Origin of the sequence: Rickettsia sp. TH2014, from assembly GCF_019249195.1 — a bacterium.
Classification (GTDB): Bacteria; Pseudomonadota; Alphaproteobacteria; order Rickettsiales; family Rickettsiaceae; genus Rickettsia; species Rickettsia felis.
Genome location: NZ_MXAX01000067.1, coordinates 1 through 14,529, shown reverse-complemented (window position 1 = coordinate 14,529; position 14,529 = coordinate 1). Strand labels below are relative to the sequence as shown.

Here is a 14,529-nt window from a genome sequence, read left to right as displayed (position 1 = left end):
CTTTAAACTTCTGTTATATTCTTTCCAGTTGCAAACTTTTTGTAGCTTTGACATACACACTTGTGGTTAAGTTTTTTGTCGATTTACTACTTTTCTTAGTTCGCAGCTACTTTTTTTTATATCTACGCAACAAGGTCTTGCAGGAATGACGGTTTTGGTATCTATGCAACAAGGTCTTGCGGGAATGACGATTAGGTATCCACAACCTCTATCTCTGTAACCAATGCCCTTCTGCGGGTGATAAGTCATCCGCAACTGCTCTCCTATCATCAAAGACAAAACACTCACCTTGCCATAAATTATTTTTATTTTGTGTATCTTCTAAATATTGCAGTATCCCGCCTTTTAGATGATATACCTCTTCATAGCCTATACTTTTAAGTAAGCTGGTGGATTTTTCACACCTAATACCGCCTGTACAAACCATAGCAATTTTTTTACCTTTGAGCAATTCTTGATTCTGCTGAACCCAAGCGGGAAACTGCTTAAATGTTTTGGTATTAGGATTAATTGCCGATTTAAATGTACCGACCTCTACTTCATAATCATTTCGAGTATCTATTACTATAACATTTTGTTTGGTGATAAATTCATCCCAATCTTTCGGCTCTATATATTCGCCTTTAAATAGATCAACATTCAAATCAGGGGCATTCATCGCTACAATCTCTTTCTTAAATCTAACTTTCAGCTTATGAAAAGGATGAACATCGCTATAATTTATTTTAACGTTAACATCTTTGGGATAGGTTAGTTTTATTAGTTCTTCAAGTACAAGATTTACATTTTCATATGAGCCCGAAAAAGAACCGTTAAAACCTTCGTTAGCTAATAAAATAGTGCCTCTGACATATTTTTTTTTACCGATAAGCAAAAGTTTCGGTATCAAATTAGCCGGTTCTTCTATATTAACAAAACTGTATGCACTTAAAATTGCTATTTTTTCATTCATAATTATTTAGGTATTATTATTGTATGGCTTGACTTTTTAACGTCATTGCGAAGCCACAACGTGGCTGAAGCAATCTCAAGACTTTTTTACTAGATTGCTTCGTCAATGCTTCGTATTTCCTCGCAATGACGATAATCACTCTATATAACTTGCAACGGCACAAATACACTTGTATCGCCCCTATCAATCAAAAGCAAAATATTTTGCTTATCTGATTTTTTAGCATTTTCATATAATTCTTCTAGCTTATTTATATCATCTATGCTTTCCTGATTAATATTGGTTATCAGATCACCAATTTTGAAGCTACTTTCTTCTTCATCAATATTGGTTATAACTATTCCAGCTTTATCGCTCGGAATATTATATTGTTGTCTTAATTCTTCAGTCAAATTACTAAAAGTAATATTATTTTTAGTAATAGATAAATCACTTTCTTCTTTGTTTGTTATTTCTTCTTTATTGGTCTCTTCTGTAGAATCTTTGGTAACTTCTTCATTATCTGAAGTAATTTTAATAGGTAATTCAAGCTCTTTTTTATCGCGAAGTATTTTTACTTTTACTTCCTGATCCATAGGAGCATCTGCAATAATTACACGCAATTTTTTAGTATTTTTAACCGGTATATCTGCAAACTCTATTATTATATCACCTGTTTTAATTCCTGCTTTATCACCTGGGCCATCTTCTTGTACTTTAGCTACTAACACCCCCCTAGTATCTTTAAGCCCTAACCCTTCAGAAATTTCCTCGGTTAAATCTTGTATTGTTACTCCAAGGCGTCCTCTACTTACTTTTCCATCTTTCTTAAGACGTTCGATTATGGGCTTTGCAGTATTTGACGGTATTGCAAAACCAATACCTATATTAGTACCGAGCGGTGAAAAAATTGCCGTATTTACGCCTATTACTTTCTGATCCAAATTAAACATAGGACCGCCGGAATTACCGTTATTAATTGCAGCATCCGTTTGAATAAAATTATCGACTATATTATCCGTATCTATATCAATATCCCGCCCTTTAGAGGAAATAATACCGCTTGTCACCGTACCGCCTAGATTACCGAATGGATTACCGATTGCAATAACCCAGTCTCCTACTCTTGCATCATTTGAATCTCCAAACTCAACAAACGGCAATGGTTCCTCACTGTCTATTTTTAAGAGCGCTAAATCAGTTTTAGTATCGCTACCTATTAATTTAGCCGATAATTCGGTATTGTCTGCAAGTTTTATATTAATTTTATCAACATTTGCAATTACATGATAGTTTGTCACTATTAAACCGTTAGGCTCAATAATAAACCCTGAGCCAAGCGGAATGCTTTTAGGAGTTTGATCGATTTCTTCCAAATGCAGCGGTATATTTAGCTTTTCTAAAAAATCATTAATGAAGTCTAAAGGCTTTTTTTCTTGCAGCGGATCTTTCTCAGCATTTTCCGACTTACTATTAACATATTCTATTGTTGAAATATTAACGACTGCAGGAATTAACGGCTCAACTATATCAGCAAAGCTATAACGGGCAGCTTCACTTACTTTTAAAGGAGCAGAATTTATTGCCATAAATTCATTCTCATCTTGCTTCGCTACTTTTAAAGACTTACTATTTTCTTTTGCCAAAACAACGTTACTTGATATTAAAACTATTAAAATAAGAACTATTTTCAGATTAACCATATGCTCCAAGTAAATAATAAAGTAGATAAACGAGTTATTTAGTATAGTACCGGATAATTTTTAAGAAGCCCTCGATGTCATCCCCCGCGTAGGAGGGGATCCAGGCTAAAAAATCTTTAATTTTAAAGATTTTTTATTATATAATTTTGTTAAGTAAAGTTTACTTAACTGGGTTCCCGCCTACGCGGGAATGACATAGAATGAAAAATGTCCGGTACTATGGTTATTTATTTAAATTAAGGTATTTTAAAACTTCCGCATCCGGTGAAATCACAAAATTAGTATCTTCTTTCTTTAAAGAATTTTTATATACTAAAAGTGATCTATAAAATTTATAAAATTCCGGATCGACGGAATAAGCGGAATTATATATTTTTGCCGCTTTTTCATCGCCGTCACCTTTGATAATTTGTGCATCTCGATAAGCTTTAGCAAGTATTATTTTACTTTCTTTATCTGCTTTTGAACGAATACGCACACTTTCTTCTTGCCCTTCTGCCCTAATTTGGGTCGCTTCTTTTTCACGTGCCGTTTGCATACGGCGATAAATAGCTGCACTATTTTCTTTCGGTAAGTCTGCTCTTAAAATTCTAACATCTACAACGTCAATACCAAAACTTTTGGCTTCGCCGTCCACTTGATTTAAAATATTTAACATTACGTTACTACGCTCCTGACTTAAAAGGCTACTTAGCGAAATTTTACCTATCACCTTACGCATAGATGATTCAAGGTTACGGGTCAGCCTAATTTTCACGCCTTGATAATCATGTACCGTTTTATAAAACATTACCGGATTATTAATTTGGAATTTGGCATAAGCATCAACAATAACTCGCTTACCGTCAGCAGCCGTTAATTCTTTTGCCTCAACCTCAACATCTAAAAGACGTTTATCAAAAAATTCAACGTTTTGAATAAACGGGATTTTAATATTTAGTCCTGGATTTTCTATAGTTCTAACTGCTTCACCAAACTGAAATACCACGGCAGATTGGCGTTGATCAACTGAAAATAAGGAGCTAGAAATCAGTATCAGCCCGAAAATAATTGTAAAAATTATATAATAAATCTTTTGTTGCATTTAATTTAATATTCCTTGTTGTTTAGATGACATTCGATAAAATAAAAAGTAGGACTCTTGGTAGACGAGGATCAACTTCAAAAAGAGCAATGGGTTCACAAGGCGAGGATCGCAGCTCTTGTAGAACGACGTAGCTAATTTTTGAAGTTCATCGAGTATACCTACTTAATAGCCATGTGCGGCAGTAGCGCACTATTAATAATAGTTTTATTTGAACCGCCTAATATCTCTTCGACTACTTCTAAATATAACCTATCTCTAGTTACTTGCCTACCTATAGTATATTGTTTATAAATAGCATTAAATCTTTGGCTATCACCTTCTGCTTTTGATATAACTTCTTCTCTATAACCTTCTGCTTCTTGTATAATCTTTGCGGCCGCTCCTCTAGCTTCCGGCAAAATCTTATTATTATAGGCTTGAGCTTGATTTATTTCTTTCTCTTTATCTGCTTTTGAAGTTTGCACGTCTCTATAAGCGTCTATTACTTCGGCAGGCGGTTCGGCTTTTAATAATTGTACTTTCTCAATCATAACACCGGCATTATAACTATCCAGTATCTTTTGTGCTAATTTTTCTATTTTGTAAGTAATTTCTTGCTTTTGATCAGATAATACCCAAGAAATAGGAGTATTGCCTATTACTTCTCTAACAGCACTTTCTACTGTTGCTTTTACTGTTTCTTCAGGTCTTTGTACGTTAAAAATAAAATTTTCAAGGTTATTAATATGCCACATTACGTCACAATTTAAAGCAACGATATTTTCATCACCGGTAAGCATTATACTTTCACCGGCGATATTTTTAGTATTATCGCCACCGCTACGTGCCGAGCTATTTGTACGATAACCAATCTCAATTCGCCGTGATTGTTTAACTTTCTCAACTATTATCTTTTCAAAAGGGGCAGGCAAATGATAATTAAGCCCGGGGTAGCCCTTACGCACAAAACGCCCAAATCTTATTACCGCTGCTTCTTCACCTTCTTTTATTTCATAAATACCCGAAGCAAGCCATAAAGCAATCACTGCGACAACAGCTAAAATTATTGTTTTGCTATTAAAATTAAACTGGAATTGAAATTTATCAAAATTAAATTGATTTTTACGCGGTCTTGTGAATATGTTATCTTCTTTATCAGAATCAAAATCTTTCCATGGGGATTTTTTTAAAATCGAGCTATATTTTTTACTAAGCATTTGCTTTTTTATATTATTTTAAAGATTATGTGATTATATATATTATAGCATATAACGTCAAGTTACGAACTTAAACAGCCTTAAAAAGGAAATTTAATTATGGCGCATTTACACCAAAAGCAAATTATCGATAAACTTCAGCATATTATATTTAAAGACGGTACTTTTTTAAATAAAGTTATATCGGATATTATAATTAAGGGGAATAATGTAGGTTTTTCTATAGATATATCAGGTAAAGACAAGTTAGAAGCCGAAGAAATCAGACTTAAGGCAATTAACAAACTTAACGAAATTTCGGAAATAAATAAAATAACAATTGTTTTTACCGAAAGTAAACCTATGGAGAAAAAAACTCAAAAGCCAAAGCATTTTGTAGAAAACGTAAAAAAAATTATCTTAGTAGCGTCAGGTAAAGGCGGAGTCGGAAAATCTACAATATCGACTCTTATTGCTCAGCAATTGAGTCTAGAAAATTACCGAGTTGGGATAGTAGATGCCGATATTTACGGTCCGTCAATTCCGCATATATTCGGCATTAACGAAGTGCCGAAAACAATAGAAGGACGAATAATACCTATAATAGACAAAAATATCCAAGTTATTTCTATAGGCTTTTTTGTTAAAGATCATTCGGCAATTATTTGGCGTGGTCCTATGGCGAGTAAGACCATTTATCAATTATTATCAGTAACAAAATGGGATAATTTAGATTATCTAATTATTGATATGCCGCCGGGAACTGGTGATATTCATTTAAGTATGCTAGAGAATTATCATTTAGACGGCGTGATAATAGTAACTATACCGCAAAAAATATCGGAGATAGATGTAGTGCGTTCCATAGATTTATATCAAAAACTAAATTTACCTATTTTGGGAATAATTGAGAATATGAGCTATATGTTTGAAAGTAATAGCGGCGGATATTTATCGCAAAAATATAATATACCCTTAATCGCTCAAATTCCGATTATGCCAGAGATAGCCAATGCTTGCGATAAATCACTACCTCTAACAGATTTATTAACATTACCTTTAAAAGAATATTTATAATGAAAATATACGTATTGGCTGATAATAGAACAGGTAACACAAATCAGGCTATTGCACTTGCTGAAAAATTAACGCAAGAATACATTATAATTAAACTGCAGTATAATTGCTTAGCTAAGCTACCGAATTTTTTACTAAAATATTATCCTATTCATATAAAAAGTGAGCTATTGCAAGATATTATGGCAAAACCTTTACCTGATATGATAATTACCGCCGGCAGAAGAACAGCAGTTTTAGCATTTTATTTAAAAAATAAATTTGAAAGTATAAAGTTAATACAAATAATGCAGCCCTCTTTACCTTATGATGCGTTTGATGCCGTTATTCTGCCTTATCATGATTGCCGTCGCTTGTCATCCCGTGGCTTGTCCACGGGATCCAGTAATAAAAAATGCAAAAAGCTCGGTTTATCTTGCTTTACACTGGATCCTGTGGACAAGCCACGGGATGACACCGAGCAGAAAAACATCATTCCCGTCAACGGAGCTATCAACAACGTAACCGAAAAGTTCGCTGCAGCGAACTTAGAGCTACAAAAGCATTATCCTGACCTTAAACAATTTATTGCCGTGATAATCGGTGGGAATAATAAAAAATTTAATTTCAACGAAAATGAAGCAAATTTATTTTCTTCATTATTAAATAAAATATATACTAATCAACAAATATCGTTTTTCATTAGTTTCAGTAGACGTACACCGCAAGCCGTAAAATCAATTATTAAAAATAATATGCCGGCTTCTACAATTACTTATGACCCGAATGAAGGCACAGACTATACCGTAGAAACTTCAAAAGTTGAAAGTCAAATAAGCGGCGAGCCTGCGGAGCGTATAATAATACGTGAGCACAGGCGAGTCCCGAAATTTGACGTACCAAATCTTGAAGTATCAAAGGTATATAATCCATATATAGCTATGCTTGCCAATGCAGAATATATAATCTCTACAGCCGACTCGATTTCAATGTGCAGCGAAGCAGCTTCAAGCGGTAAACCTCTTTATATATTCTGCCCACCAAACTTTAATTCTTCAAAGCATAAGATTTTTATCAAGCAATTAGTAGAACAAAAAATAGCAAGAATTTTTGATGAGTCAGTAACGATGCTGGAGGAATATAGCTACAAACCCTTAAATGAAGCAGAAAGAGTAGCTAAAATTATTAAATCTTTATTAAAAAATATATGTCAAAATAAACCTTAAACTTGAAAAATTTCGTAAAGCTTTTATGACGCTTGAAGATATCTATTTAAAACCGACAACAGAAGATAGAGCTTATATTGATGCAACGATTAGAAGATTTGAGTTTACTTTTGAGCTTGCTTGGAAATTTCTAAAAGAATATTTTGCTCAAAGGGGCATAACTCTCAACTATCCTAAAGAAGTCTTTAAAGAAGCTTACGCAGCAGGTATTATAAACGATGAAGAGTTATGGATTCAGATGCTTCTTGACCGTAATATGACCTCACATACCTATGATGAAAAACTTGCTAATGAGATTCATAGCCGAATTAAAAATTATGTTCCTGAACTTAAGAAGTTACTAAATATACATAAAGTAAATAAAGAGTTGGTAGACGAAGATCAACTTCAAAAAGAGCAAGGAGTTCACAAGGCGAGGAACGATAGCTGTTACTTAATACGTGAGTACCGCAGCTCTTGTAGAACGACGACGCCAATTTTTGAAGTTCTATCTACGTATACAAAGACTTTATAATGCCTTGCAGTGTGTGAACTTCAGGGGAAGAGAGGCTATTGATACGTGTAAATATATTAGTGATATTTTGCTGCATAGCAGGTTTTTTGTCGGGAGCTTTAAAGAATCCGGTTTTATCAAGTTTACTGAATAAATTTGTTAAAAAATGTTCCATTTCTTCTTTAGTAGCTAATTTTTGAATGTTATGAATATCTTCTCTAGGCGTAGAATTACGAAACAATTCATAGCATATTACAATAACCGCTTGAGCAATATTTAATGAGCTAAATTCGGTTGTATTAATAGTGATAATCTTATTGGCAAGTGAGATTTCTTCATTACTCAGCCCGTTATTTTCCCTCCCGAACATTATTCCGACTTTTGCAGAATTTGGATAATCTAAAGGCAAATTTTGTGAAAATACATAATCTTTATTCATAGCCCTTTTAATGCAGGTAGTAGCATATAAATATTCGAGGTCTTTAATACAATCTTCAAGACTATCATAAATTTTTGCATTATCTATAATATTAACCGCTCCGACTGCATTACTACGCGCCACCTCATTTGGCCAGCCGTCTCTTGGAGCTACAATTCTAAGCTCAATTAAGCCGAAATTCTTCATTGCTCTTGCAGTAGCACCGATATTCTCGCCCATTTGAGGAGCAACTAATATTATAACAGGATTCATTTAACCCTCATAACATGACAAGTATAGGCAATCGCTACGGCATCGGCTTCATCGGAATTAGTAATTAAGGAAGTACCGGGCAGTAACAGCTTGATCATATGCAAAATTTGGTCTTTTTCTGCATGACCATAGCCGGTTACAGTTTTTTTTACCGTATTTGGTTTAAATTCCCGCATGTCCAAATTATACCTACCGAACAGCGACATTGTCGCACCTCTAGCATAGCCGAGCTTTAACGAAGTCACGCTATTAGTATTAACAAATGTTTCTTCAATCGCTGCCATATTCGGTTGATATTCTAATATTACTTTTTCTAACGTGCTATTGATGTAGGCAAGTCTATTATGTATTTCATCTTTGCTATTGGTTTTAATAATACCGCTAGCTAAATATTTCAATTTTGTTGACTGTCGTGCAACTATTGCCCATCCAAGACTCCCAAGTGCCGGATCAATCCCAAGTACTATCATGATTATTATTTTATTTTTCTAAAATCGTCATTGCGAGAAGAATTACAAAGTAATTCGACGAAGCAATCTCAGGAATTTTATACTACTTCATAAGATTGCCGCGTCGATGCTACGCATCTCCTCGCAATGACGTTTAAATTGATTATATCTTCATATACTGGTAAAATTCCTGATTATTCTCCCACAGTTCACGCACCTTAATAAATAAAAATAAATGAACAGGGAAGCCAAAAAACCGCTCCATTTGCATTCGGGATTTTGCCCCTATCTCTTTGATTTTAGAGCCGTTTTTACCGAGTATTATAGTTTTATAGCTCTCTCTTGAAACTACTACAACTTGATTAATCTTTACGGATTTGTCTTTAAGCTCTTCCCATTTTTCGGTTTGTACAGTTAGTTTATATGGGAGTTCTTGCTGCAAATTAAAAAATAACTGCTCTCTTGTGATTTCTGCCGCAATAAAACGCATCGGTAAATCCGTTATGTCGTCTTCCGCATAAAGCCACGGAGAAATTTTTGCCTTACTTGTTATATATTCAAGTACTCCATCAATATTTTTGCCCGATAACGCAGAGATAGGAAAAACTAAACCATCAGGATGATTTCCTGTTAAAAAAGCTTTAATGTCATTTAGATATTTTGATTCGACGTCTATTTTGTTCAATAAAAATACCGGAACAATATTAAGTGAGCGAAGCTTATCTAAAATATTATGCGTTACATCATCAAACGGTTTTAGACTATCGATAATCAACAGCACTAAATCCGCACTATACAAACTAGACCACGCACATCTTACCATCGCTTTTTCGAGCGTCCCTTTCGGCTCAAATATACCGGGCGTGTCGTATAAAATTACTTGCGTGTCCTTTAAAGTAATAATACCGGTAATAATCGATCTGGTTGTTTGAACTTTTGGGGTAACTATTGAAAGCTTCTCCCCGATTATTCTATTTAATAAAGTCGACTTCCCACTATTTGGTCGTCCTATTATACAAACTGAAATTGTTTTTTGAACTTGCTTAATCATTTTTAAGTCTATGCAATAAGCTTCGTGCTGCGTTTTTCTCTGCTTCTTTTATAGAATGCCCCGTGCCTGTTTGTTCATAATCTTTTACTTTCACAAGCACCGTAAAAGTTGATGAATGGGCTGCCCCTTCTCTTTTTATCAGACGGTATATAGGTAGGTGATGGCTACTCGCTTGAGCCCATTCTTGTAAAGCAGTTTTTGGATCATAATCCGTTAAATTCTGAATTTTTATAAATTCTGCCCATAATTTCCTGATAATATTGCGAGTTGTTTCAATATTACTATCAAGATATATAGCTGCAATTAAAGCTTCTGTAGCATTTTCTATATTATTAGGATTATCCCGCCCCCCTGCTACTTCTTCCCCATGAGTCATAATTATATAATCTTTTAAAGTGAGCTTGGTCCCAACCACACATATTGTTTCTTTACAAACTAAATATGATCTAATTTTAGCTAAATTTCCCTCATTATAATTTGCAAAATTCTTAAATAAAATTTCCGTGATTACTAAATTTAATACAGCATCACCTAGAAACTCTAAACGTTCATAATCTTTATCATCCTTATATTCGTAATGCTGCCTTAAAGACGGATGACTCAACGCCTCTATTAAAAGCTCTTTATTTTTGAAACTATAGCCTAGTAATTTTTCTAACTCCTCAAATGCTACCATTACTCATCCGTGTTATAAAGATTTTTAAAAATTCTATTAACCCTGACAGATTCAATCCATGGCTTTAACTTTAGTACTAGATTAATAACTCCTATATCATTATCCCACCAAGTTATTTTTGTTGAGAACCAAATAAATTGTGCTTTAGCAATAAAATTTTCAAACGGTACAAATCCAAGATTTACTCTACTATCATTTGACTGATCTCTATTATCCCCTAAAAAGAAATATTTTCCTTCAGGTACATAAAAAACATCCGTATTACCGTATCTATCATTATATATAACGTCGAAAATAGGAGCAAGCTTATAAGAAAAATACGTTCTACCGTTTGGCAGCGTTTCTTTAAACTTCAAATATTTTATTCCTTCTTCGCTAATATAAGTTCCAACTTCCGTGCGTTCTATTTTTTTATCATTGATATATATCACATCATCAATTAATTGTACCTTATCACCCGGTAGCCCTATCAAACGTTTTATATATCTAAGGCTCATATTATTAGGCGGACGAAAAACTATAATATCACCACGTTCCGGTTCGCGTGCAAATATTCGTCCTTTAAAAAGATTTATGAAATCAAAGAAAGATAAAGAATAATTACTATAACCGTAACTATATTTCGTAGAAAATATATAGTCATTCTCAAGTATGGTTGCTTTCATAGAACCGGTCGGAACGGTAAATGGCTCCATAATAAGTATTCTAATAAGTAAAGCTATACATATTACAAAAGCAAAAGACCCCCACTCTTGCTTAGCTGTTTTATTAGTGTTTGATTTTGTATTATCTGTTTGCATAATTTATTTCTTTTTTATGAGTGGATGTCATTCCTGCGGAAGCAGAAATCTAGTAAAATATATAATTATTGTACTAACATTAAAATTGGTTATTTTGTGGATTCCTGCTTCCGCAGGAATGACATCTTGAACGTTCATATAGCACTGGACCACCCCTTTATCCTTTCCTCAATCTCGCTTCTAAAATGGCGTATCAGCCCTTGGATCGGCCAAGCTGCCGCATCACCTAAGGCACAAATAGTATGCCCCTCTATTTCTTTTGTAACGTTAAGGAGTTCGTCTATCTCGGATTTTTGGGCATTACCTTTAACTAGCCGCATCATAACTCGCCACATCCAGCCCGTACCTTCACGGCAAGGAGTGCATTGCCCACATGATTCGTGCATATAAAATTTACTAAGCCTTGCTATTGCATAAATAATGTCAGTAGATTTATCCATAACTATAATACCACCTGTACCAAGTCCGGAACCTGCGGTTCTTAAACTATCAAAATCCATATCCACTTCACATAGTGACTTAGGAAGTAAAGGCACCGAAGAACCACCCGGAATTATAGCTTTAAGATTATCCCAACCATCTCGAACACCGCCGGCATATTTCTCAATCAATTCTTTTAACGAAATTCCCATTGCCTCTTCAACATTGCAAGGCTTATTAACATGCCCCGATATGCAAAAAATCTTAGTACCGGTATTGTTAGGCTTACCGATAGAAGCAAACCAATTAGCCCCTCGTCTTAAAATGGTCGGCACTACTGCAATAGACTCAACATTATTTATAGTAGTCGGGCAGCCATATAGCCCAAATCCGGCAGGAAAAGGCGGCTTTAAGCGAGGCATGCCTTTTTTACCCTCTAAGCTTTCAAGTAATGCAGTTTCCTCACCGCAAATATAAGCCCCTGCCCCACGATGTAAATAAATATTACAATCGAAGCTAGACCCACAAGCATTCTTTCCTATTAACCCGTCTTTATAAGCTTCATCTAAGGCACGCTGAATATTAGAAGCTTCATTATAAAACTCACCTCTAATATAGATGTAGCAATCATTCGCTCCTATAGCAAAGCTTGCAAGCAAGCAACCTTCTATTAATTTGTGCGGCTCAAACCTTAATATATCACGGTCCTTACAAGTACCAGGCTCAGACTCGTCGGCATTTACTACTAAATAGCAAGGCTTCTCTGAATTTTTGGGCATAAACGACCATTTCATACCGGTAGAAAATCCCGCTCCTCCTCGCCCTCTAAGCCCTGATTGCTTGACCTCTTCAATAATGAAGTCTCTACCTTTATCAAGCAACGCTTTAGTATTATCCCAATCTCCTCGCTTCTTGCTAGATTTCAAATCATGGCTTTGCTGCCCATGTAGGTTAGTAAAAATTTTGTCTTCTTCTTTTAGCATAAACTATTCTCGTTATGGCTTAAAAACGTCATTGCGAGGAAAGGCGAAGCCTTGACGTGGCAATCTCGTCAAATATTCCTGAGATTGCTTCGTCGAAATTTTCAATTTTTCCTCGCAATAACGATTCATTACCTTTCTATTACTTTCTTATTAAACTTCCTATTAGCAAACATTGTAAGTATTGGGGCGGAGATAAAAATTGATGAATAAGTACCGGCTATTATCCCAAAAAATACAAGAACGCTAAAACTACGGATTGCCTCACCACCAAAAAGAATAAGGACTAAGTTGGCAAGTAGCGTAGTAATTACTGTTAAAATAGTTCTTGATAAAGTCTCATTGATACTTAAATTTATAATTTCCGTGATATTTTTTTTATGATATTTACGTAAATTTTCTCTAATCCTATCATATATTACTACCGAATCATTAACGGAATAACCTATAATAGTTAACACTGCGGCAATAGTGCTTAAGTTAAAATCAAGCTTAGTTATACTCATAAAACCAAGGGCGAGTATTACGTCATGCACTAAGGCGATAAGTATACCAAGACCAAAATACCACTCAAAACGCACCCAAATATAAACCATAATAGCTAAGAAAGAGAATAGCATCGCCATAGCCCCCGCTTCTATTAGCTGCCTACCGACTTGCGGACCGACAAGATCTACCTTACGATATTCAAACTTATACGGAAAATTACTTTGCAAAGATGCTTTAATTAACTCAATATTTTTCATGAGGTTTTCTTCGCTACTACTACCGAATCTAATCGATAGATCACGTTCACTACCAAAATTTTGTAGCACCACCTCACCTATTCCAAGCTCGCCTAGAACCTCCCGCATTTTTGGCAAATCAGGAGCTTGATCAAGCCTTACTTCAATAACTATACCGCCGGCAAAATCAATACCGAAATTAAATTTATATATACCGATCCAAATAAAGCTAATGAGTGATAAAATAATTGAGAAACTGTAACTGACTTTTTTAAAATTCATAAAATCAAAATCGATTTTATTAGGTAAAAGTCTTAAAGGATAAATTTGCATTATTAATATTTCGTTGAATAAAAGTTATATACTGCTTGTATCTCAAGAACCCTCATTTTATTTTGAGAGGTGAACACCCGCGGCCTATACTTAATAGGCGAGAATGCGAATCCTTGATAAAATGAAAGAACAATTCTTGAAAGATAAGCAGTATATTTGTATTATATAGTAAATTCAAAAAGGTTAAACGATTTTTTATGTCAGAAGTAGTAGTAAAAGAACAATTAGAGCAATATATAAGCAAAATAGAAAGATTAGAACAAGAAAAAGCTGATTTATCTCAAGAAGTAAAAGATATTTTCCAAGATGCTTCTTCACATGGATTTGATGTTAAAGCTATGAAATCTATATTGAAACTAAAGAAATTGGATAAAGATAAACTTGCCGAGCAGGATGCTATGCTTGAGCTTTATAGAGATACTTTAGGAATTTAGTAGGTTTGCTTGCGTGGCTCGACTTTTTCGTCATTGAGAGGAAATTATAAAATAATTGACGAAGCAATCTCAGGAGTTTTATACTACTTCATGAGATTGCCACGCTCCTTTTAGTCGCTTAGCTCATGACGTATTGAGTAAGTGAAAAATCGGTAGACGAAGGTCAATTTCAAAAAGAGCAAGGAGTYYRCAAGRCGAGGAACGSAGCGTATACTTAATACGTGAGTACCACAGAACTTGTAGAACTACGTAGCCAATTTTTGAAATTGACCTGTAGAAGTCAAGATTTAATCTTACAG

General features: G+C 34.5%; 15 protein-coding genes and 1 pseudogene. 4 read left to right on the top strand and 12 right to left on the bottom strand.

The window, feature by feature from the left end; genetic code table 11:
- Window positions 1-208: 208 nt before the first annotated feature.
- From KYQ89_RS01055 to hflK, 4 genes are all read right to left on the bottom strand, one after another.
- Entirely contained in the window at window positions 209-952 is a 744-nt protein-coding gene (locus KYQ89_RS01055; RefSeq protein ID WP_218459988.1) for a rhodanese domain-containing protein, read from the bottom strand.
- Window positions 953-1,092: 140 nt separating this feature from the next.
- Entirely contained in the window at window positions 1,093-2,634 is a 1,542-nt protein-coding gene (locus tag KYQ89_RS01045; RefSeq protein WP_218459984.1) for a Do family serine endopeptidase, read from the bottom strand.
- Window positions 2,635-2,857: 223 nt separating this feature from the next.
- A complete protein-coding gene (gene hflC / locus KYQ89_RS01040) occupies window positions 2,858-3,718 on the bottom strand; it encodes a protease modulator HflC (RefSeq protein ID WP_218459983.1) in 861 nt (286 codons plus the stop codon).
- A gap of 161 nt (window positions 3,719-3,879) precedes the next feature.
- Window positions 3,880-4,917 (bottom strand): FtsH protease activity modulator HflK, encoded by a 1,038-nt coding sequence (gene hflK / locus KYQ89_RS01035; RefSeq protein WP_218459980.1) that lies wholly within the window; start codon window positions 4,915-4,917, stop codon window positions 3,880-3,882.
- A 99-nt stretch (window positions 4,918-5,016) separates the two neighbouring features.
- On the opposite strand from hflK, the gene KYQ89_RS01030 reads away from it, so the two are divergent.
- Genes KYQ89_RS01030 through KYQ89_RS01020 form a run of 3 tightly spaced genes read left to right on the top strand, consistent with a single transcriptional unit; the run spans window position 5,017 to window position 7,692 of the window.
- Window positions 5,017-5,973, top strand: a complete 957-nt coding sequence (locus KYQ89_RS01030; RefSeq protein WP_218459979.1) for an Mrp/NBP35 family ATP-binding protein — start codon at window positions 5,017-5,019, stop codon at window positions 5,971-5,973.
- Window positions 5,973-7,178, top strand: coding sequence for a mitochondrial fission ELM1 family protein (locus KYQ89_RS01025; RefSeq protein ID WP_218459978.1), 1,206 nt, complete (start codon window positions 5,973-5,975; stop codon window positions 7,176-7,178). Before KYQ89_RS01030 ends, KYQ89_RS01025 begins: the two co-directional genes overlap by 1 nt.
- A gap of 25 nt (window positions 7,179-7,203) precedes the next feature.
- Window positions 7,204-7,692 carry an HI0074 family nucleotidyltransferase substrate-binding subunit gene (locus KYQ89_RS01020; RefSeq protein ID WP_256621172.1) on the top strand — a complete coding sequence of 163 codons (489 nt, stop codon included), beginning with the start codon at window positions 7,204-7,206 and terminating at the stop codon, window positions 7,690-7,692.
- Here the strand turns inward: KYQ89_RS01020 and KYQ89_RS01015 are convergent.
- The 8 genes and pseudogenes from KYQ89_RS01015 to secF form a co-directional block, all read right to left on the bottom strand.
- Window positions 7,670-8,362, bottom strand: a complete 693-nt coding sequence (locus tag KYQ89_RS01015; protein ID WP_218459977.1) for an RNA methyltransferase — start codon at window positions 8,360-8,362, stop codon at window positions 7,670-7,672. The genes KYQ89_RS01020 and KYQ89_RS01015 overlap by 23 nt on opposite strands.
- Complete coding sequence (gene ruvC, locus KYQ89_RS01010; RefSeq protein WP_218459976.1) at window positions 8,359-8,832, bottom strand: crossover junction endodeoxyribonuclease RuvC; 474 nt, start codon at window positions 8,830-8,832, stop codon at window positions 8,359-8,361. Before ruvC ends, KYQ89_RS01015 begins: the two co-directional genes overlap by 4 nt.
- Before the next feature lie 142 nt (window positions 8,833-8,974).
- Window positions 8,975-9,862, bottom strand: coding sequence for a GTPase Era (era, locus tag KYQ89_RS01005; protein WP_218459975.1), 888 nt, complete (start codon window positions 9,860-9,862; stop codon window positions 8,975-8,977).
- Entirely contained in the window at window positions 9,855-10,538 is a 684-nt protein-coding gene (rnc, locus tag KYQ89_RS01000) for a ribonuclease III (RefSeq protein ID WP_218459973.1), read from the bottom strand. The genes era and rnc overlap by 8 nt, the downstream gene beginning before the upstream one ends.
- Window positions 10,538-11,338 carry a signal peptidase I gene (gene lepB, locus KYQ89_RS00995; protein WP_218459972.1) on the bottom strand — a complete coding sequence of 267 codons (801 nt, stop codon included), beginning with the start codon at window positions 11,336-11,338 and terminating at the stop codon, window positions 10,538-10,540. Before lepB ends, rnc begins: the two co-directional genes overlap by 1 nt.
- A 134-nt stretch (window positions 11,339-11,472) precedes the next feature.
- A complete protein-coding gene (gene nuoF / locus KYQ89_RS00990) occupies window positions 11,473-12,741 on the bottom strand; it encodes an NADH-quinone oxidoreductase subunit NuoF (RefSeq protein ID WP_218459971.1) in 1,269 nt (422 codons plus the stop codon).
- A 24-nt stretch (window positions 12,742-12,765) separates the two neighbouring features.
- Window positions 12,766-12,867 (bottom strand): annotated as a pseudogene (locus tag KYQ89_RS08170) (DNA-binding protein); the annotation flags it as partial.
- A gap of 2 nt (window positions 12,868-12,869) precedes the next feature.
- Window positions 12,870-13,796, bottom strand: a complete 927-nt coding sequence (secF, locus tag KYQ89_RS00985; protein ID WP_218459970.1) for a protein translocase subunit SecF — start codon at window positions 13,794-13,796, stop codon at window positions 12,870-12,872.
- Window positions 13,797-13,993: 197 nt separating this feature from the next.
- Here secF and KYQ89_RS00980 point away from each other — a divergent pair, with 197 nt between their 5' ends.
- Window positions 13,994-14,230 carry a DUF2312 domain-containing protein gene (locus KYQ89_RS00980; RefSeq protein WP_004996682.1) on the top strand — a complete coding sequence of 79 codons (237 nt, stop codon included), beginning with the start codon at window positions 13,994-13,996 and terminating at the stop codon, window positions 14,228-14,230.
- Window positions 14,231-14,529 lie beyond the last annotated feature (299 nt).

Bases quoted from the DNA above. Each gene is read 5' to 3' on its own strand.
- KYQ89_RS01055 (WP_218459988.1), bottom strand. From the start codon at position 952: ATGAATGAAAAAATAGCAATTTTAAGTGCATACAGTTTTGTTAATATA.
- KYQ89_RS01045 (WP_218459984.1), bottom strand. From the start codon at position 2,634: ATGGTTAATCTGAAAATAGTTCTTATTTTAATAGTTTTAATATCAAGT.
- hflC (WP_218459983.1), bottom strand. From the start codon at position 3,718: ATGCAACAAAAGATTTATTATATAATTTTTACAATTATTTTCGGGCTG.
- hflK (WP_218459980.1), bottom strand. From the start codon at position 4,917: ATGCTTAGTAAAAAATATAGCTCGATTTTAAAAAAATCCCCATGGAAA.
- KYQ89_RS01030 (WP_218459979.1), top strand. From the start codon at position 5,017: ATGGCGCATTTACACCAAAAGCAAATTATCGATAAACTTCAGCATATT.
- KYQ89_RS01025 (WP_218459978.1), top strand. From the start codon at position 5,973: ATGAAAATATACGTATTGGCTGATAATAGAACAGGTAACACAAATCAG.
- KYQ89_RS01020 (WP_256621172.1), top strand. From the start codon at position 7,204: ATGACGCTTGAAGATATCTATTTAAAACCGACAACAGAAGATAGAGCT.
- KYQ89_RS01015 (WP_218459977.1), bottom strand. From the start codon at position 8,362: ATGAATCCTGTTATAATATTAGTTGCTCCTCAAATGGGCGAGAATATC.
- ruvC (WP_218459976.1), bottom strand. From the start codon at position 8,832: ATGATAGTACTTGGGATTGATCCGGCACTTGGGAGTCTTGGATGGGCA.
- era (WP_218459975.1), bottom strand. From the start codon at position 9,862: ATGATTAAGCAAGTTCAAAAAACAATTTCAGTTTGTATAATAGGACGA.
- rnc (WP_218459973.1), bottom strand. From the start codon at position 10,538: ATGGTAGCATTTGAGGAGTTAGAAAAATTACTAGGCTATAGTTTCAAA.
- lepB (WP_218459972.1), bottom strand. From the start codon at position 11,338: ATGCAAACAGATAATACAAAATCAAACACTAATAAAACAGCTAAGCAA.
- nuoF (WP_218459971.1), bottom strand. From the start codon at position 12,741: ATGCTAAAAGAAGAAGACAAAATTTTTACTAACCTACATGGGCAGCAA.
- secF (WP_218459970.1), bottom strand. From the start codon at position 13,796: ATGCAAATTTATCCTTTAAGACTTTTACCTAATAAAATCGATTTTGAT.
- KYQ89_RS00980 (WP_004996682.1), top strand. From the start codon at position 13,994: ATGTCAGAAGTAGTAGTAAAAGAACAATTAGAGCAATATATAAGCAAA.